The sequence below is a fragment of the Sphingomonas sp. SP5 genome, assembly GCF_058313455.1.
Genome location: NZ_JBZFLF010000005.1, coordinates 26,043 through 43,885, shown reverse-complemented (window position 1 = coordinate 43,885; position 17,843 = coordinate 26,043). Strand labels below are relative to the sequence as shown.

Here is a 17,843-nt window from a genome sequence, read left to right as displayed (position 1 = left end):
GCGGGATCAGCCGATCAGCAGCCCGGCGAGCGCCGCCGACATCAGATTGGCGAGGCTGCCCGCGGCGAGCGCGCGCAGGCCGAGCTTGGCGATCATCGGCCGCTGGTTGGGCGCGAGGCTGCCGGTGACCGCCATCTGGATCGCGATCGACGAGAAATTGGCGAAGCCGCACAGCGCGAAGGTGACCACCGCCACCGTCTGGTGCGACAGGCCGGTCTGCTTGCCGAGATCGATATAGGCGACGAATTCGTTGAGCACGATCTTTTCGCCGAACAGGCCGCCGGCGATCCCCGCCTCGTCCCACGGCACGTTGAGCAGGAACATGACCGGCTGGAAGACGTAGCCGAGCAGCGCCTGGAAGCTGAGGCCGGGCAGGCCGACGAGGCCGCCCAAGCCGGCGAGCAGGCCGTTGGCGAGCGCGACCAGCGCGACGAAGGCGAGCACCATCGCGCCGACCGCGACGGCGAGGCGCACGCCGGTCTGCGCGCCTTGCGCGGCGGCCATGATGAGGTTGGCGGGCTTTTCCTCGTCATGCGTCGCTTCGGGCAGCGGCTCTCCCGGCGTGCCTTCGGGGAGCAGCGCGGCGGGGCCGGCGCCGCTGATCCGGCTTTCGGCGAGGTGGATCTGGCGGTTCTCGTCGGGCAGGTCGCCCAGCGGCAGTTCGCCTTCGGGCGCCACGCTGCGGTCGGGCATGATGATCTTGGCCATCAGGATGCCGCCGGGGGCCGCCATGAAGCTCGCGGCGAGCAGATATTCGATGCGGATGCCCATCGAGGCATAAGCGGCGAGGATGGTACCGGCGACGCCTGCCATGCCGCTGGTCATCACGGTGAACAGCTGCGGCGGGGTGAGCCCCGCGAGATAGGGGCGGATGACGAGCGGCGATTCGGACTGGCCGACGAAGATGTTCGCCGCCGCGCAGAGCGATTCGACCTTGGAGGTGCCGATCACCCGCTCGATCGCGCCGCCGACCCAGCGCACCACTAATTGCATGACGCCGAGATAATAGAGGATCGAGACGAGGCTGGCGAAGAAGATGATGACGGGGAGGGCGGCGATCGCGAAGCTCTGGCCGCCGATCTCCGGGCTAGCGAGCTTGCCGAACAGGAATTCGGTGCCGCGCTGCGAATAGCCGAGCAGCGCCGACACGCCAGCCGAGGCGCCGGCCAGCGCGGCCCGGCCCGGCCCCCAATAGAGCACCATCGTCGCGATCAGCGCCTGCAGCGCGAAGGCCGCGCCGACGACGCGCAGCCGGATCGCGCGGCGATCGGTGGACAGCGCGAAGGCGAGGCCGAGAATGACGAGGATGCCGGCAACGCCGATCAGGATACGATGCATCGAAGAACCTGCGGGAAAGGAGCACGCGGCCCCCCGGCAGCGCGCGCGCCAGCATACACGTGGTTTTTTGCGTGGCCAGTCTGGAGTTTGCCGGGACGGGCGCCGAGTGAAGAGCGGCACCCTCCTCCGCTCGCCCTGAGCCTGTCTAAGGGTGCCATGCCTCAAGCGTGACGCCCCCTGGATAGCCGCCCTTCGACAGGCTCAGGGCAAACGGTGGTTCCTAGTTGCTGTGCAGGACCTCAGACGAAGCCGAGGTTCCAGCCGGATGCGTTGTAATTGCCCATGTTGGGGAGCACCGTGGTGAGGTCGCCGTTGCCGACGCCGAACCAGCTGGCCAGCGTCGCGGCATATTGATCGACCGCGATGGTCGGCAACAGGCGGCCCTGGCCGACGTCGTCGGGCGTGCCGTTGCCGACCGCGGGCGGCGTGCCGTAGAAGCGGCGGCCGCGCACCGCACCGCCCATGACGAGATGGTGGCTCCCCCAGCCGTGGTCCGATCCGTCGTCGTTTGATTGCAGCGTGCGGCCGAAGTCCGATGCGGTGAAGCTCGTCACCTTGTCCGCGACGCCCAAAGCGACGGTGGTGTCGTAGAAGGCGCGCATCGCGTCGGCGACCTTGCCGATCAATGCGGGATGCTGCGCGACGAGATTGTCGTGCAGGTCGAACCCGCCGATCGAGACGAAGAACACCTGCCGCTTGGCGCCCAGTTCCGACGACACCGAGATCAGCCGCGCGACCATTTTGAGCTGGTCGGCAAGGCTGTTGCCGGTCGGGAAGAGCGGGAAGTTCGCCGCGGGGGCGCCGGCGAGCGCGCCGCTGACCTGGGTATAGGTGTCGAGCGCGCGCTTGCTGACGCGGGCGTGCTCGCCGGCGAAGAGGTTGGCGTTGCTGCCGGTCATCAGGCTGCGCAGCGTCGCCGCCGCGGTGGTCGAGCCGTAGAGGGAGCTGGCGTTGTTGATGAGCGCGATCGGGCCGCCGGTGCCGATCGCATATTGCACCGCCGCCTTGCCGGTGAGGTACACCGCATTGCCGCTGGCGTTGATGCAGGTCAGCGTCGAGGCGCCGTTGCCCGACTGGAACAGGTCGCCGATCCGCCCGCCCCAGCCCGAGGTGGCGCCTTCGGGATTGGAGGCCTGGAAATAGCTTTGCTGATCGTTGTGGCTGAACAACTTGGGCGGCAGGCGGACGCTGTTCGCCTGATATTGCGCCTTGGTCGTCGGCTGGACGAGGGTGCCGACGTTGAGCGCGACGGCGAGCTTGCCCTGATCGAACAGCGGCAGCAGCGCAGCCATCGTCGACGCCAGCGCATATTGCCGCCCGCCGGGCAGCGCGGTCGCCGGATTGAGCAGCGTCGCCGCCAGCGATTCGCGATTGAGCGCGATGTTGGAACGCGCGGCGAGATAGGCGGCATAGCTGGCCTGATCGTAGGCGGGCAGCGTGTTGGCGTAATCGTTGCCGCCATAGAGGAAGATGCAGACCAGCGCCTTGTAATCCGTGGCGGTCGCGGCCGCCGCCTCGCCGATCGCGGCGAGGCTGGTGACGAAGGGTGTGGCGACCCCGGCGACGCCGAGGGCGGCGGAGCGCTTGAGGAAGGCACGGCGGGAGGTGTCTCGGGCGAAATCCATGGGGCTCACCGCAGGGTCAGGAAGTCGGGGGAGGCGAGCGTCAGCAGCAGCGCGATGCCGACGCGGTTGGTGGCGGCGTTGGTCGCCGTCATCGCGACGCTGTCCACCGCCGCGCGGATCGCGGTGACGGTGGCGGCGCCGAGCTGGCCGGCGGCGAGGACGAGATTGACCTCGTCGACCAGCGCGGCGCTGTCGGACGCCTTGGCCGTGAGATCGGAATAGTCCGGCTTCATGTCGCCGGTGCCGTTGGCGACCAGGGCCTGCATGTAGTTGACGTAGGCGACGACGCTTTGTTCGTTGGTGATCTGAAATTCCGGCGCGACCAGGCCGGCGTTGCTGATCGCGGTGGCGGGCGGCGTGTAGGCGGGGCGGAAGAAGTTGAAGACGGTGGCGCTGCGCCCCATCGACTGGCCGAGCCGGTTGGACTGGCTGGAGGTGTCGCCGAAGCCCCAGGCGTTGGAGGCGGAGGCGATCTTCGCCAACCGCGCCCAGGCGGTGAGCCGCATGACGGGTTCGCGCAGCTTGCCGGCGGTGGTGCTGGCGAGGGCGTCGTCGCTGCGCGCCTCGGTGTCGAGCAGGATCGCCTTGATGACCGCCTTCATGTCGCCGCGGACGCCCGCGCCGTTGTTGGCGAAGACGGCGGCGACGCGGCCGACATAGGCGGGCGAGGGGTTGCTGGTGACGAGGCGCTGGATCAGCTGCTTCGAGACGAAGGGCGGCAGGTTGGCATGCGCGAAGATCGTGTCCAGCGCGGTCTTGATCGCCGCCATGCCGCCGCCGCTGGTCGAGGTGCCGAGAAAGCTGGCGGTGCCGGTTTCGTTGATCGCGGCGTTCATCACCAGCGGCTGGCGATAGCGATCGGGCGTGCTGCTGACAGTGGTGGCGAGGCTCAATCCGGTGAAGACGCGGGCGAGGCCGGAGACGTCGGCCGGCGTATAGGTTTCGAGCGGCACGCCGGCATTGGTCCTGACGCTGCCGTCGGCGTTCAACTGGTAGAGGCCGAGCGTGAACAGCTGCATCAGCTCGCGCGCATAATTCTCGTCGGGCTGCGCGCCGGTCGCGGCATTGGCCTTGCGGTTGCCGAGGAAGGTGAGGAACGATCCCATCGCCGCGTTGGTGGTGATCGCATCCAGCAGCGTGCGGTAATTGCCGAAGGCGTTGTCGAGCAGCACGTCGACATAGGCCGCGGTGGCGAACTGCTTCCAGTTGAGATTCACCCCGCCGATGCCGACGACGAGCATGTCGAGCAGCGCCATGCCGATGCGCTGGCGCAGCTGGTCGGGCTCGGCGATCATCTGTCGCCACAGCGTCGTGTCGAAGCCTGCCTCGCCATTGATGTTGGCGGCGACGTTGTAGCCGTTGGCGACGAGCCAGTCCCAGTGCGAGGTCGCGCGTGGCAGTGCGAACTGGTCGTCGATCCAGCCTTCGTAGCGGCGGCTGACGACCGTATCGATCATCGTGCGGGTCGCGCCCATGGTGCTTTGCGCGAGGAAGCGGCTGGCCTGCGTCGGGGTGATCGCGGCGGGGGCGACGACGACGGGTGTCGATGCGGTCGGCGCCGGACTGCCCGTGCCGCCGCTGCCGCAGGCGGCGAGCAGCAGCGCCGGCGCGAGCGTGCCGCCGAGCTTCAGCGGATCTGCTCCGCCGGCGTCGTCTGAAACGATGGCGAGCGTATCGGCGCCCGCCGAATCCTGATCCAGCATCGTGTTGCAGTCCCCCGACCGGCGCGCTCGAACACCCTCCCGCGAGCGTTCCGGACATGTAGCGGCATCATAGCAGGCAAGATGTTAACGAAGTGGTTTAACGCCGATCGGATCGGCGCGGATCGGGCCGGATTGGCCGCAGCCGTAACGAAAAACGCCCCGGGGTGAGCCGGGGCGTTTCTTGGGGTGGGGCCGGGTCACGGGAGTAAATCCCGTGACGTCGATCGCGGCTTTGCCGCGTCGGCCGAGCCGAGGGCGTGCGGCTTTGCCGCATCGGGGCGTAGCCTTAGGCTACGCACCTCGCCCTCGCCTCAATCGATCTTCGGCAGGGTTTCGAACTGGTGGTAGGGCGGCGGCGAGGAGAGCGTCCACTCCAGCGTCGTCGCGCCTTCGCCCCAGGGATTGTCCGGGGCCTTCGGCCCCGCGATCAGCGAATAGATCACGTTGACGAAGAAGATCACCATGCCGGCGGCCATGATCTCATAGCCGTGCGTCGCGATCGCATTCCACGTCGCATAGGCATCCGGGTAATCCGGATAGCGGCGCGGCATGCCCTGCAGGCCGAGGAAGTGCATCGGGAAGAACAGCACGTTCACGCCGACGAAGAACACCCAAAAGTGCAGCTGGCCGAGGAACTCGTTATACATCTTCCCGAACATCTTCGGGAACCAGTAGTAGAAGCCGGCGAACAGGCCGAACACGGCGCCCAGGGACAACACGTAGTGGAAGTGCGCCACGACGTAATAGGTGTCCTGCATGTAATCGTCGATGCCGCCGTTGGCGAGCACGACGCCGGTGACGCCGCCGACGGTGAACATGAAGATGAAGCCGATCGCCCAGACCATCGGCGTCTTGAACGACAGCGAACCGCCCCACATCGTCGCGATCCACGAGAAGATCTTGATGCCGGTCGGCACCGCGATGACCATGGTGGCGGCGGTGAAGTACATCTTTACGTTCACGGAAAGGCCGGTCACGAACATGTGGTGCGCCCACACGACGAAGCCGACGACGCCGATCGCGACCATGGCATAGGCCATGCCGAGATAACCGAAGACGGGCTTGCGGCTGAACGTCGCGATGATCTGGCTGACGATGCCGAAGCCCGGCAGGATCATGATGTACACTTCGGGGTGGCCGAAGAACCAGAACAGATGCTGGTAGAGGATCGGATCGCCGCCACCGGCGGGATCGAAGAAGGTGGTGCCGAAGTTGCGGTCGGTCAGCAGCATGGTGATCGCCGCGGCGAGCACCGGCAGGGCGAGCAGCAGCAGGAAGGCGGTGACCAGCACCGACCAGACGAACAGCGGCATCTTGTGCAGCGTCATGCCCGGTGCGCGCATGTTGAAGATGGTGGTGATGAAGTTGATCGCACCGAGGATCGACGAGGCGCCGGCGAGGTGGAGCGACAGGATCGCCATGTCCACCGACGGTCCGGGCTCGCCATAGGTCGAGAGCGGGGCATAGACCGTCCAGCCGGTGCCGGCGCCGCCGAAGAAGGGCGAGGCGAGCAGCAGCGAGAACGCCGGGATGAGCAGCCAGAAGCTGACGTTGTTCATCCGCGGGAACGCCATGTCGGGCGCGCCGATCATGATCGGCACGAACCAGTTGCCGAAGCCGCCGATCATGGCGGGCATGACCATGAAGAACACCATGATGAGGCCGTGCGCGGTGATGAGCACGTTCCACAGGTGGAGCGCATGGTCGAGGCCGCCGTCGCCGCCGGGCAGGAAGTTCGCCCAGCCGACGAGATATTGGATGCCGGGATGCGCCAGTTCGGCGCGCATCAGGCCCGAGATGGCGCCGCCGATGATCCCCGCGACGATCGCGAAGATCAGGTAGAGGGTGCCGATGTCCTTGTGGTTCGTCGACATGAACCAGCGGGCGAAGAAGCCGGGCTTGTGATCGGCATCGTGATGCGCGTGATCGTCGTGCGCGACGAAAGCGTGGGGGTGGAGAGCGGTATCCGTCATCTTACTGTCCCGCGTTGCCGGTGGCCGGGTTGCCGGTCGCACCCTGCGTCGTTGTCGGAGAGGCATTGACCTCGGTGGTGGGGCGCAGCACCGGTTCCGTGCCGTTGTCGGGGCCGGTGATCGCGTCCGCTTCCCGCGCCTCCTCGCGCTTCACCGCGGAGCCTTCGGCGCCGGGCTGCGGGATCACCTTGTCCGAGGGCGCCTTGCTGCCCGGCATGGTGCCGCCCTTGGCGCGGACCCAGGCGGCGAATTCCGCAGGCGGCACCGCCTGTACCGCGATCGGCATGAAGGCGTGGCGCGCGCCGCACAATTCGGAGCACTGGCCGAAGTAGAGGCCGGGCTTTTCGATGGTGAAGCTCGTTTCGTTGAGACGGCCGGGCACCGCGTCCAGCTTGATCCAGAAGGCGGGCACCGCCCAGCTGTGGATCACGTCCTGCGAGGTGGTGATGAGGCGGATCGGCACGCCGACCGGCAGCACGATGCGGTTGTCGACCGCGAGCAGGCGCGGGCCGTCGGCATCGGTGCGGAACCGCTCGCCCTTGGCGACCTGATCCTTTTCCTTCAGCATGTTGGCGGTGATCTCGAACCCGCCGTTATCCGGGTATTGATAGCTCCAATACCATTGGTTGCCGATCGCCTTCAGCGTCACCGCGCCCGCCGGGGCGGGTTTGAACTGCGCCTGCAGCAGCCCGATCGAGGGCACGGCGATCAGCACCAGGATGATGACCGGTGCCAGCGTCCAGATGATCTCGATCGCGGTGTTGTGGCTCGTCTTCGACGGGATGGGATTCGCCGCCTTGCGATAGCGGACGACGACCCAGAGCAGCAGCAGCAGGACGAAGACGCTGATGATCGTGATGAGCGGGAACAGGATCGAATCGTGGAACCAGTGCGCGAACTGCCCGTTGCGCGTGACCTGCGGTTGCAGGCCGATGCGGCCGTCGACCGGATGGCCGACGCCGGGCTCGATCGCGGTCACCGGTGCGCCATCCTGCGCGAGCAGTGGCGAGGCGGGAGCGGCCGGCGGCGTCGCGGCCGCCGTGGTCGGCGCGACGTTCGACACGCCGGCCGGAGCGGCGGCGGCCTGCGGTTTCGGCGATGCCTGTGCGGCGACCCCCATGCCTGCAAGCGCCAGCCCCGCGGCGAGTGCGATCCCCTTGAACCCTGTGCGCATGCGTGTCGTCACCCCGTCCTATTCCCTCGCCCGCCCGGCGTGCGGGCCGTTCCGGGCGCGGAAATTGCACCCCTTTTGCCATGGCCTATACGCGCGGGCACGGCGCGCCTCAAGCGCCACACCCATGTTTATGACGCGCGGGCGCTTGGCGCAGGCGTGGCGAGTTCTTATGGAGCGGCCATATCCGACGCAGTTTTCGTGAGACGCATGATGACCGACGACGACGTGCTGGCCGAATTCCGCGCCGCCGATGCCCTGCTGGAAGGGCATTTCATCCTGTCGTCCGGCCTCAGGAGCTCGCGCTACCTGCAATGCGCCCGCGTATTGATGGACCCGCGCCGGGGCGCGCGGCTGGCCGAGGCGCTGGTGGAGCGGATCCCGGCGGAGCTGAAGGCGCGGATCGGCGCGGTCGTCTCCCCGGCGATGGGCGGCGTGATCGCCGGGCACGAGATGGCGCGCGCGCTGGGCGTCGAGGCGATGTTCGTCGAGCGGCCGACCGGCACCTTCGAATTGCGCCGCGGGTTCCGCCTGGAGCCGGGGCAGGAGGTGCTGATGATGGAGGACGTCGTCACCACCGGGCTGTCGTCGCGCGAGGCGATCCTGGCGATCGAGGCGGCGGGCGGGCGCGTGATCGCGGGCGCCGCTTTGGTCGACCGGTCGGGCGGGACGGCCGATCTGCGCGTGCCGTTCTTTCCGCTGATCCGGCTGGACGTGCCGACCTATGCGGCCGATGCGCTGCCGCCCGAACTGGCCGCGATCCCCGCGATCAAGCCGGGGAGCCGGGCGGCTTGACCGATCGCCTTCGCGCCGCCGACGATCGCCTTCGGCTGGGGGTCAACATCGACCATGTCGCGACCGTCCGCAATGCGCGCGGCAGCGGCTATCCCGATCCGGTGCGCGCCGCGCTGCTGGCGGCCGAGGCGGGGGCGGACGGCATCACCGCGCACCTGCGCGAGGACCGGCGGCACATCACCGACGACGATATCGCCCGGCTGTCGGCCGCGCTGACCGTGCCGCTCAACCTCGAGATGGCGGCGACGGACGAGATGCTGGGCATCGCGCTGCGCCACCGCCCGCATGCCGCCTGCATCGTGCCCGAAAAGCGCGAGGAGCGGACGACCGAGGGCGGTATCGACGCCGCCGGACAGCACAACCGGCTGGCGCCGCTGGTCGCGGAGCTGGGTGCGGCGCGGATCCGCGTCTCGCTGTTCATCGAGCCCGACCCGCGCCAGATCGAGGCGGCGATGCGACTGGGCGCGCCGGTGGTCGAGCTGCACACCGGCCGCTATGCCGAACTGGATGGCGAGGCGCGCGCCGAGGAGCTGCGCCGCCTGGCCGATGCCGCCGCGCTGGCGGTGAAGAACGGCATCGAGGTGCACGCCGGCCATGGCCTGACCTTCGACAATGTCGGGCCGATCGCGGCGATCCCGCAGGTGCGCGAATTGAACATCGGCCATTTCCTGGTCGGCGAGGCGCTGTTCGTCGGGCTGGACGAGAGCGTGCGGCGGATGCGCGAGGAGATGGATGCGGCGCGTGGGTGATCCCGTGCCGGGGAGGATCGGCGCATGATCGTCGGCCTGGGGTCGGACCTGTGCAACATCGAGCGGATCCAGGCGTCGCTGGAGCGGTTCGGCGCGCGCTTCGAAACCCGCGTGTTCACCGACGCCGAGCTGGCGCGCGCCGCGCGGCGGCCGTTCACGCGGGCCGGCACGCTCGCCAAGCGCTTCGCGGCGAAGGAGGCGTTTTCGAAGGCGGTCGGCACCGGCTTCAAGGCGGGCGTGTTCATGAAGGATATCGGGGTCGTCAACGCCCCCTCGGGCGCGCCCACGCTGGCGCTGACCGGCGGCGCGAAGGAACGCCTTGACGCGATGATCCCTGACGGCCACGTCGCACGGATACATTTGACCCTGACCGACGATCATCCCTGGGCACAGGCCTTCGTGATCATCGAGGCGATTCCGGATCCCCAGCCATGAAGGAAGCGGTGTTGGACGGCAGCAAGCCCAGCGAAGCGGCGGCGGCGGGGGTGCCGGCGCCCGAACCGGCCGCGGCGCCCCCAAAGAAGTCGACCGACTGGTGGGGCGAGATCAAGGGCATCTTCTGGCTCGTGCTGATCGTGCTCGGTTTCCACAGCTTCATTGCCAAGCCCTTCTATATCCCGTCGGAATCGATGCTGCCGGGTCTCAGGATCGGCGACCGGCTGGTCGTGTCGAAATTCGCCTACGGCTGGTCGTTCGTCTCGCCGACGATCCCCAACCCGGTCGCGATCTTCAAGAGCCTGGTGCTGCACGAGCCCGAGGAGAGCTGGAGCGTCGGCCTGCCGTTCGTGCACGGCCGCCTGTTCGGCAGCCTGCCGACGCGCGGCGACGTGGTGATCGTCACCCCGCCGGGCACCCGCAACGATTACATCAAGCGCGTCATCGGCCTGCCCGGCGACACGCTGGCGGTGCGCGGCGGCACCGTGATCCTGAACGGCAAGCCGATCCAGCGCGGCCCGCTGCATTACGTCGACCTGCCGGTCGATACCAACAGCCCGTGCAGCGAGAGCGAGTATTACGGTGCCAAGCGGCCCGCGCCCCAGGGCTCCAAGGGCGGCGGCTACGTCTGCCACCTGCCGATCGTGACCGAGACGCTGCCCAATGGCCGCCATTACGACACGGTCGATCTGGAACCGGACAGCCCCGGCGACAATTACGGCCCGGTGAAGATCCCCGCCAACCACGTCTTCCTGATGGGCGACAACCGCGACCGGTCCGCCGACAGCCGCTTCGCGCTGTCGCAGCTGGGGCTGGGCGGCCCGGTGCCCTATGAGAACCTGGGCGGCCGCGCCGAATTCCTCACCTTCAGCCTGGATGGCGATGCGACGCTCAACCCGCTGACCTGGTGGGGATCGCTGCGCTCGGGCCGTGCCGGCCTGTCGCTCCACCCCGCATCGGACAAATAGCATGAGCGACGCAGCCACCGGCCCCGCGATCGTGCAGGACCCGAGCCCGAACGAGTTGCGCGATCCGTTCGTGCGGCAGGAGCTGAAGCGGGCGACGGTGTGGCTGGGCCTCGCCGGTGCCATCGCGCTGGCGGTGATCCTGGTGCAGCCGCTGCTCATCATCTTTGCCGGGCTGGTGTTCGCGGCCCTGCTCGACGGCGGCGTGCGGCTGCTCGGCAAGGTGCTGCCGATCGGGCGCGGCTGGCGGTTGCTGATCGTTGTCCTGCTGACGATCGCCTTCCTTGCCGGCACCTTCTACCTCACCGGCGTGCAGGTGTCGGCGCAGGTATCGCAGCTGCGCTCGACGCTGGAATCGCAGGCGAACCGGGTGACGAGCTGGCTGAGCACGCAGGGCCTGATGCCCGGCGCCTCCGACGTCAGCGGCATCGCGCGGCAGGCGCTGTCCTCGGTCGGGCGGATCACCTCCTGGGTCGGCACCGCGTTCGGCGCGCTGACGACGATGTTCATGATCGTCGTCATCGGCCTGTTCGTGGCGATGGACCCGCGCACCTACCTGCGCGGCCTCGAATGGATGGTGCCGCGGCGCAACCGTGCGGAGTTCTCCGTCGTCGTCGAGCGGATGGGCAAGACGCTGCGCCGCCTGCTCGCCGGCCGCCTGCTCGGCATGGTGGCGGAGGGCATCCTGACCGGCATCGCGCTGTCGATCGGCGGCGTGCCGATGGCGATGATTCTGGGCATCCTGACCGGATTGCTCGCCTTCATCCCCAATATCGGCGCCTTCATCAGCGGCGCGCTGATGATCGCGGTCGGTTTTTCGGCGGGCACCCATGTCGGCTTCTGGGCGATCGGCACCTATGTGATCGTGCAGGGCTTCGACGGCTATGTGCTGCTGCCGATCGTCGCCAAGAAGACGGTGGACCTGCCGCCGGCGCTGACGCTGGGCGCGCAGATCATGGCGAGCGCGCTGTTCGGCATCCTGGGGCTGGCGCTCGCCGATCCGATGACGGCGATGGTGAAGACCGCCCTGGAGCGCAGCGCCGAGCGCGAGGGCGAGCAGGATTCAGGTCAGGGCGTCGAATAGCGCCAGGTAGCGCGCGGCGGAATCGCTGCCGGGCTGCGGCACCGGCACCGGGCGCGGGGCGTCCAGCCAGTGGGTGAGCGCGGCGGCCAGCGCGGCGGGATCGTCCATCGCGACGATGCTGCCATGCGCCGGCGTCGCGACGATTTCCTGCACCGACGGGCTGCAGGCGGTGGCGACGACGGGCGTGCCGACCGACAGCGATTCGCGCAGCACCCCGGGCACGCCTTCGTAATCGGAGGGCAGCGCGAGGACGCCGGCGCGGGCCATCGCCGGCAACGGATCGGCGACATGGCCGGGCAGGTGGACGCGGCCGGCGAGGCCGGCGTCGCCGACCTGCCGTTCCAAGGCGCCGCGGAGCTCGCCCTCGCCGAGGATCACCACCTGCACGTCGGCGGGCAGCGCCGGGACGGCTGCGACCAGCCGGTCCCAGCGCTTCTGCGGCGCAAGGCGGCCGACACCCAGGACGATCCGCCCGGCGGGGAGCGGCGGCGCGACGGCGGCGGTATCGCCGTGAAGGGCGGGCGGATTGGGGATGACGCTGGTGCGCAATTCCATGCGCGTCGCGCGCGCCGCCTGCGCCGCGGTGGCGGGCGTCATCGCCACGAGATGATCGAGGAAACGGCCGTGCTGCGCCAGCCACAGCCGCTGCCCGGTGCCGAGCAACAGGCCATGGTCGCCGCGCTGCGTGGCATTGGACATCTTGGCGACGATCGGCGGACACTCCGCGCCGAGCCGCGCGCGCAGCCAGGCGGCGACCAGCGTGTAATGGTTGCCGGCGCAGAACACCGCATCGGGCCGCAGGCGCCGGACGATGGCGGGCAGCCGGACAAGCTGCCGCGCATAGCTGCGCCCGCCCATCGGCTCGATGGCGAGGCCGGGCGGGATCTCGCCGGCAAGCGCGCCGCGCGAATCGCCGATCGCCAGCGTCACGCGCCGCCCCGCCGCCAGCCAACCGCGGGCGAGGCGCAACTGCGCCCGCTCGACGCCGCCGCCTGCCAGGTCCTGGGCAAAGGTGAGGATATGGTCGGCCGGCATCGTCTTGAAACGTCTGCCATAGGTGTGCGTGACGCGACAGTGAAACGAAATTCATGTGCACGAAAGGTCGATTGAGGTTAAGCGGCGGGCACCATCATCGTTCGGACCAACGGGTGCAGATCGACCATAGCGCAGGCCGTCCCCACGCCGAGATCGTGCCGCCGTCCCCGGACATCGCGGGGCTACAGCCCTTGAAAACCATCCGGAGCCGTTGGCCTGCGATCATCGGCGGGCTGGTCACGCTCGCCATGCTGGCTGGCCTGGCGCATGAGCTGCTGAACGCCGGTCTTGCCGGCCTGGAACGGGCGACGCCGCGCAACCCGCTGTTCTACCTCGCCTTCGCATTGCTCTATTTCGTGCCGCCGGTCGCCGACTATGTGATCTTCCGCCGGCTGTGGGGGATCCCGCTCGCCGGGCTCGTCGCGCTCATCAAGAAGCGGATCGCGAACGACGTGGTGATGGGCTATTCGGGCGAGGCCTATTTCTATGCCTGGGCGCGGGCCCGCGCGCAGCTGGTCGCGGCGCCGTTCGGGGCGGTGAAGGACGTGTCGATCCTGTCGGCGATCGCCGGCAATGCGGTGACGCTGGCGATGATCGCGATCGCGCTGCCGGTCGGGCGCAACCTGATCCCGCCGGAGATGATGCGCTACGTCTACGGGTCGCTGGCGGTGATCTTCGGCACGTCGCTGCCGTTCCTGATCTTTTCGCGCAAGGTGTTCTCGCTGCCGCGCGGGCAATTGTGGTTCGTGTTCGGCGTGCATTGCGCGCGGCTGATTCTGGGTGCGTTCTTCCTGGCGCTCGCCTGGGCGCTGGCGATGCCGAGCGTGGCGCTCGGCACGTGGTTGTTCCTGTCCGCCGGGCGGATGCTGTTCTCGCGCCTGCCCCTGCTGCCCAACAAAGACCTGCTTTTCGCCAACTTCGCGATCCTGATGATCGGCGAAGACCAGGCCCTGTCGGAGCTCATCGCCTTTACCGCGGCCGCGGTGCTGCTGGTGCATGCGCTGCTGATCCTGGGCTTCGGCCTGCACCATCTGGCGACGAGGAAGCCGGCATGAAGCGTGTTGCGTTCACTCTGGCGGCGGTAGCGGCGGCGGCGATGACGGCGGCGCCGGCCGCCGCACAGGTGCTGGGCAGCGACGAGGCGGCGTGCCGGCCCGGCGGCGGCCCGGCGATCCTCGCCCAGGTCGTTGGCATGAAGGACCGGCAGGGCCGCATCAAGCTGGAGCTGTATCCCGCCAACGACGAGGATTTCCTGAAGGACGACAACGTGCTGGTGGCGCAGGGCAAGACGTTCCGCCGCGTCTGGACCGGCATCCCGGCGAGCGGCCCGGTCGCGGTGTGCATCCGCGTGCCGCGCCCCGGCCGCTACGCTCTGCTCGTCACCCATGATCGCGACGGCAAGAACAAGTTCAATTTCTTCAAGGACGGCGCCGGCTTCCCCGGTTCGGGCAAGCTCGGCATGTCGCGGCCCAAGCTGCCGCAGGCGGTCGTCGACGTCGGCGAGGGCACGGCTGAGCGCGTCGTCCGCATGCAGTATCTGCGCGGGATCATGAGCGGTTTCGCCCCCCTGAAAGATAATTGAGGCGCGCCATGCGGATCGTCGACGTCAACGAGATCTATTCGCCGACCGGCGGCGGGGTGCGCACCTATATCGATCGCAAGATCGAGGTGCTGGCCGGCATGGGTCACGAGCTGATCGTGCTCGCCCCCGGCCGCGAGGACCGGATCGAGGAGCGGCCGGGCGGCGGCGCGGTGCATTACATCAAGGCGGCGGGCATGCCGTTCGATGCCAATTACGGCCTGTTCTGGGATGCCGAGCCGCTCCACCGCCGGCTCGATGCGCTCGACCCCGACGTGGTCGAGAATTGCTCGCCGTGGAAGAGCGCCTGGATCGTCGCGCAATGGCGCGGCCGGGCGATCCGGTCCTATTTCATGCACAACGACAATCTGGAGGCCTATCCCAAGCGCTGGTTCAAGCAGCTCGCCTCCGGTAAGCGGATCGAGCGGGCATTTTCCTGGTACGACCGCTACCTCGGCCATTGCCTCGACCAGTTCGACACGGTGGTGACCAACGGCCCGTCCTTGACCCGCCAGCTCGCCCAGCGCGGCGTGCACGTCGATGCAACCATGCCGCTCGGCATCGAGCGGGCGCATTTCTCGCCCGGTCTGCGCGACGAATCGCTGCGTAGCGCGCTGCTCCAGCAATGCGGCCTGCCGCCGCACGCGCATCTGCTGCTGGGTGTCGGCCGCCATCATCCCGAAAAGCGGTGGCCGACGGTGATCGACGCGGTGCAATGCGTCGGCGCCCAGGCGCCCGTCGGCCTCGTAATCCTGGGCCAGGGCATGGATACCAAGACGCTGGAGCGGCATATCGGCGACAATCCGCATATCCGCCTGTTCAAGCCGGTGTACGACCGCCGCCGGCTGGCGACGATCATGGCGAGCGCTGACGCCTATATCCACGGCTGCGGCACCGAGACGTTCGGGCTGGTGCCGGCGGAAGCGCTGGCAAGCGGCACGCCGCTGATCGTGCCCAACGGCGGCGGCACGGCCGAGATCGCCGACCCGCGCTATGCCGAGGTGTACGAGCAGCGCGACGCGCGCTCGTGCGCGGATGCGATCCTGCGGCTGCTGGCGCGGGACCGGCCGATGCTGCGGCGCGCGGCGCTGGTCGCCTCGTCCCGGGTGCGCACCGACGAGGAACATGCCGCCGATCTGGTCGCGCATTATGCCGCGGTGATCGCGGCCAAGGCGGGTCAGCCGGCGAGAAGGTCCGCGTAGGCCGCCGGCTGGTGCCGGCGGAACGCGGCAAAGGTCGCGGTGATGCTGGCGAGCAGCGCCGGCACGCCGGTGTCGCCCGGATGCACCGCGATGCGGACGTTGCGCGTCGGCTGCAAGGCATGGCGCAGCACGCCGGCCGCGGCGAGCGAACTCAGCTGGCGCGGGCGGCTGCGGCTGGCCCAGGTGATGACCGGCCCGCGCGCGACCGTGGCTCCGCCGGGCTGCCAGACGCGGGCGTGATCCTCCGCCAGCGCGAAGCCTGCATCCTTCAGCGCGGCCCGCGCGCCTTGCGAATAGAGCCAGGCGGGGGCGATGAAGCCGGTGGCGGCGCGGCCGGTGATATCCTCCACCAGCGCCTTGCCGCGGCGCATGCGCAGCAGCGCCGCGGCATGGCTGAGGCCCAGGAATTCGCCCTCGCCCGCCGTCATATGCTTCGCCTTGAACGCGGCGGAGCCGCCGGCATGCGCACTGTCGTCGCGGTGCGTCCAGCCATGGACGAACATCTCGATCCCCTCGTCTGCCCAGCCGCGCAGGCGGGTGGCGAAGGCGGGGGTGATCGGCGCGCTGGACCAGTGATCGGGCACCACCAGCATTGCGAGCCGCCGGCCGACATGCGGGGCGAGATGGTCGAGCAGGCGGTCGACCTCCCCCTCGAAACGGGGCGAGACGTCGTGGATCGAGGCGAACAGGCGTTTCATCGCGTGCGATGATAGACGCGCAACAGCTCGTTGCCCATCGGCAGCGTGGCGGTCAGCCGATAGTCGCGTGCGACGGCGGCGACGACCAGGGCGCGGCCTGCGGGTCGTTCGCCCTTGAACAGTGGCCGCATGACGATCACCGCGGGGCGTGCCACGAGGATGCGGCGGATCTCGCCATCCTGGTCGACGCCGGTCGCCCCCGCTTCGCGCATGCGGGAGAGGTGTGAGGACAGAAGGTAGGGCGAGAGGGCGCAGCGCCCCGTTGCGGCATAGATCATCGGATTGCCCGAATAGACGTAGAGGCAGCTCGGGCCGTGGCCGACCGCCCGGGCGATCGCGGCGAGCTGTCGCGCGTCGCCGCGCTCCATGCGCTGGACGAGCAGCGTGATCTGTCCGGCGAGCGCCGCGGTCAGCAGCAGCGCCGGGGTCCAGCGCCGCTGCCATGTCGCACGACCGAGCAGGCCGGCGGCGGCGGCGCAGGCGGGCAGCAGGATCGGCAGCGCATAATGATCGAACCAGGGGCGGAAGACGAGCACGCTGCCGATCGCCACCGCCAGCCACAGCGCGACGAGGCGCCGTTCGGCGGCGCCGGCGGACGGCGTCTCTCGCCGCAGGGCGAGGACGGCGAGTGACACCACCGGCGACACGATGAGGATCAGCTGGCCGAGGTTCTGCGCCAGCTCGCCGATCGGATCGGGGTTGCGATGGAAGATCGAGATGAAATTGGCATAAGCAAAGGCATCCCATCGCCCGATCGCGGCATACCAGGCGGCAGCGATACCGGTGGGGGCGAGCGCGACGGCCGCCAGCGCGGCGCCATAGGCCAGCGTCACCATCGGCCGGCGCGTCGCCCGCCAGTCGGCGAGCATCAGCCACAGGCCGAAGAAGATGCCTTCGAACACGACCGAATATTTGATCTGCAACGCGATGCCGACCAGCGCCATCGCCCCGAAGCCGCGCGCCCGCGTGATGTGCGGCGGCACGATCAGCAGCGCCGCGACGATCATCAACAGATTGTAGAAGACCGGCGCCTGCCCGTCCTGCCCGCCGAGCAGCACCAGCCAGAGCAGATAGGCGATGCCCGCCGCGGTCGCCCCGGCGGCGTAGCCCAGCCGATCGGCGAGCCGGGCGACTGCCCATGCGGTGGCGATCGCGCTGGCGGTGGCGAGCAGCTGATAGGCCAGGATGCCGGCGGGAAAGCCGAGCCGGGCCGGAACCGCGTACAGGAGGAACAGCCCGACCGGCTTGCGATCCCAGATATCGACGAACGGCACCGCGCCCTGCCACATCCGCAAGGCGGTGACGAAGTAGAATTCCTCGTCGACATGCACCACCGGATTGCCGAAGGTCAGCGCCCGCGCGGCGATCGCGACGAGGATCAGGACCGGCAGGCGCAGCCGCGGATTGGCGAGGATGGGCATCAAGGCGGCCTAGCCGCGCCAGGGCCGCGTGCCAACGGCCAGTACATCGCGGTCATAGCACCCGTCATGC

The 17,843-nt window shown here is 68.9% G+C and carries 16 protein-coding genes; 8 read left to right on the top strand and 8 right to left on the bottom strand.

Annotated features, from left to right (window positions below; all coding sequences use genetic code 11):
• Window positions 1-6 precede the first annotated feature (6 nt).
• The 5 genes from AC4GY7_RS13000 to coxB all read right to left on the bottom strand — a co-directional run bounded on the left by AC4GY7_RS13000 (window position 7) and on the right by coxB (window position 7,813).
• Window positions 7-1,338: a NupC/NupG family nucleoside CNT transporter gene (locus tag AC4GY7_RS13000; RefSeq protein ID WP_443584145.1), complete on the bottom strand. Its 1,332-nt coding sequence runs from the start codon at window positions 1,336-1,338 to the stop codon at window positions 7-9.
• A gap of 239 nt (window positions 1,339-1,577) precedes the next feature.
• Window positions 1,578-2,963: a DUF1501 domain-containing protein gene (locus AC4GY7_RS12995; RefSeq protein WP_491114813.1), complete on the bottom strand. Its 1,386-nt coding sequence runs from the start codon at window positions 2,961-2,963 to the stop codon at window positions 1,578-1,580.
• Window positions 2,964-2,968: 5 nt separating this feature from the next.
• Window positions 2,969-4,666: a DUF1800 domain-containing protein gene (locus AC4GY7_RS12990; RefSeq protein ID WP_491114810.1), complete on the bottom strand. Its 1,698-nt coding sequence runs from the start codon at window positions 4,664-4,666 to the stop codon at window positions 2,969-2,971.
• A gap of 311 nt (window positions 4,667-4,977) precedes the next feature.
• Complete coding sequence (ctaD, locus tag AC4GY7_RS12985) at window positions 4,978-6,639, bottom strand: cytochrome c oxidase subunit I (protein WP_443584467.1); 1,662 nt, start codon at window positions 6,637-6,639, stop codon at window positions 4,978-4,980.
• Between the two features lies 1 nt (window position 6,640).
• On the bottom strand, window positions 6,641-7,813 hold the full coding sequence (gene coxB / locus AC4GY7_RS12980; RefSeq protein ID WP_491115356.1) for a cytochrome c oxidase subunit II: 1,173 nt from the start codon (window positions 7,811-7,813) through the stop codon (window positions 6,641-6,643).
• 210 nt (window positions 7,814-8,023) lie between these two features.
• Between coxB and pyrE the strand changes: the two genes are divergently transcribed.
• The 5 genes from pyrE to AC4GY7_RS12955 are packed head-to-tail and all read left to right on the top strand — an operon-like array spanning window position 8,024 to window position 11,838.
• Window positions 8,024-8,605 carry an orotate phosphoribosyltransferase gene (gene pyrE, locus AC4GY7_RS12975; RefSeq protein WP_491114806.1) on the top strand — a complete coding sequence of 194 codons (582 nt, stop codon included), beginning with the start codon at window positions 8,024-8,026 and terminating at the stop codon, window positions 8,603-8,605.
• A complete protein-coding gene (locus tag AC4GY7_RS12970) occupies window positions 8,602-9,354 on the top strand; it encodes a pyridoxine 5'-phosphate synthase (protein ID WP_491114803.1) in 753 nt (250 codons plus the stop codon). Before pyrE ends, AC4GY7_RS12970 begins: the two co-directional genes overlap by 4 nt.
• A gap of 24 nt (window positions 9,355-9,378) precedes the next feature.
• Window positions 9,379-9,789 carry a holo-ACP synthase gene (acpS, locus tag AC4GY7_RS12965; protein ID WP_443584470.1) on the top strand — a complete coding sequence of 137 codons (411 nt, stop codon included), beginning with the start codon at window positions 9,379-9,381 and terminating at the stop codon, window positions 9,787-9,789.
• Complete coding sequence (gene lepB, locus AC4GY7_RS12960; RefSeq protein WP_491114799.1) at window positions 9,786-10,757, top strand: signal peptidase I; 972 nt, start codon at window positions 9,786-9,788, stop codon at window positions 10,755-10,757. The genes acpS and lepB overlap by 4 nt, the downstream gene beginning before the upstream one ends.
• A 1-nt stretch (window position 10,758) precedes the next feature.
• The gene (locus tag AC4GY7_RS12955; RefSeq protein ID WP_491114796.1) at window positions 10,759-11,838 is read left to right on the top strand and encodes an AI-2E family transporter; all 1,080 of its coding nucleotides are present in this window, start codon (window positions 10,759-10,761) and stop codon (window positions 11,836-11,838) included.
• Here AC4GY7_RS12955 and AC4GY7_RS12950 read toward each other — a convergent pair.
• Complete coding sequence (locus tag AC4GY7_RS12950) at window positions 11,818-12,873, bottom strand: glycosyltransferase (protein WP_491114793.1); 1,056 nt, start codon at window positions 12,871-12,873, stop codon at window positions 11,818-11,820. The two genes, AC4GY7_RS12955 and AC4GY7_RS12950, sit on opposite strands and share 21 nt — an antisense overlap.
• Before the next feature lie 191 nt (window positions 12,874-13,064).
• Here AC4GY7_RS12950 and AC4GY7_RS12945 point away from each other — a divergent pair, with 191 nt between their 5' ends.
• The 3 genes from AC4GY7_RS12945 to AC4GY7_RS12935 are packed head-to-tail and all read left to right on the top strand — an operon-like array spanning window position 13,065 to window position 15,654.
• Window positions 13,065-13,928, top strand: a complete 864-nt coding sequence (locus AC4GY7_RS12945; RefSeq protein WP_443584474.1) for a hypothetical protein — start codon at window positions 13,065-13,067, stop codon at window positions 13,926-13,928.
• Window positions 13,925-14,455, top strand: a complete 531-nt coding sequence (locus tag AC4GY7_RS12940; protein ID WP_491114789.1) for a DUF2141 domain-containing protein — start codon at window positions 13,925-13,927, stop codon at window positions 14,453-14,455. Before AC4GY7_RS12945 ends, AC4GY7_RS12940 begins: the two co-directional genes overlap by 4 nt.
• Window positions 14,456-14,463: 8 nt before the next feature.
• Entirely contained in the window at window positions 14,464-15,654 is a 1,191-nt protein-coding gene (locus AC4GY7_RS12935; RefSeq protein ID WP_491114786.1) for a glycosyltransferase, read from the top strand.
• Here the strand turns inward: AC4GY7_RS12935 and AC4GY7_RS12930 are convergent.
• Window positions 15,630-16,352, bottom strand: coding sequence for a DUF2334 domain-containing protein (locus AC4GY7_RS12930; RefSeq protein WP_491114784.1), 723 nt, complete (start codon window positions 16,350-16,352; stop codon window positions 15,630-15,632). The genes AC4GY7_RS12935 and AC4GY7_RS12930 overlap by 25 nt on opposite strands.
• Window positions 16,349-17,773, bottom strand: coding sequence for a hypothetical protein (locus AC4GY7_RS12925; protein ID WP_491114781.1), 1,425 nt, complete (start codon window positions 17,771-17,773; stop codon window positions 16,349-16,351). The genes AC4GY7_RS12930 and AC4GY7_RS12925 overlap by 4 nt, the downstream gene beginning before the upstream one ends.
• Window positions 17,774-17,843: the final 70 nt, after the last annotated feature.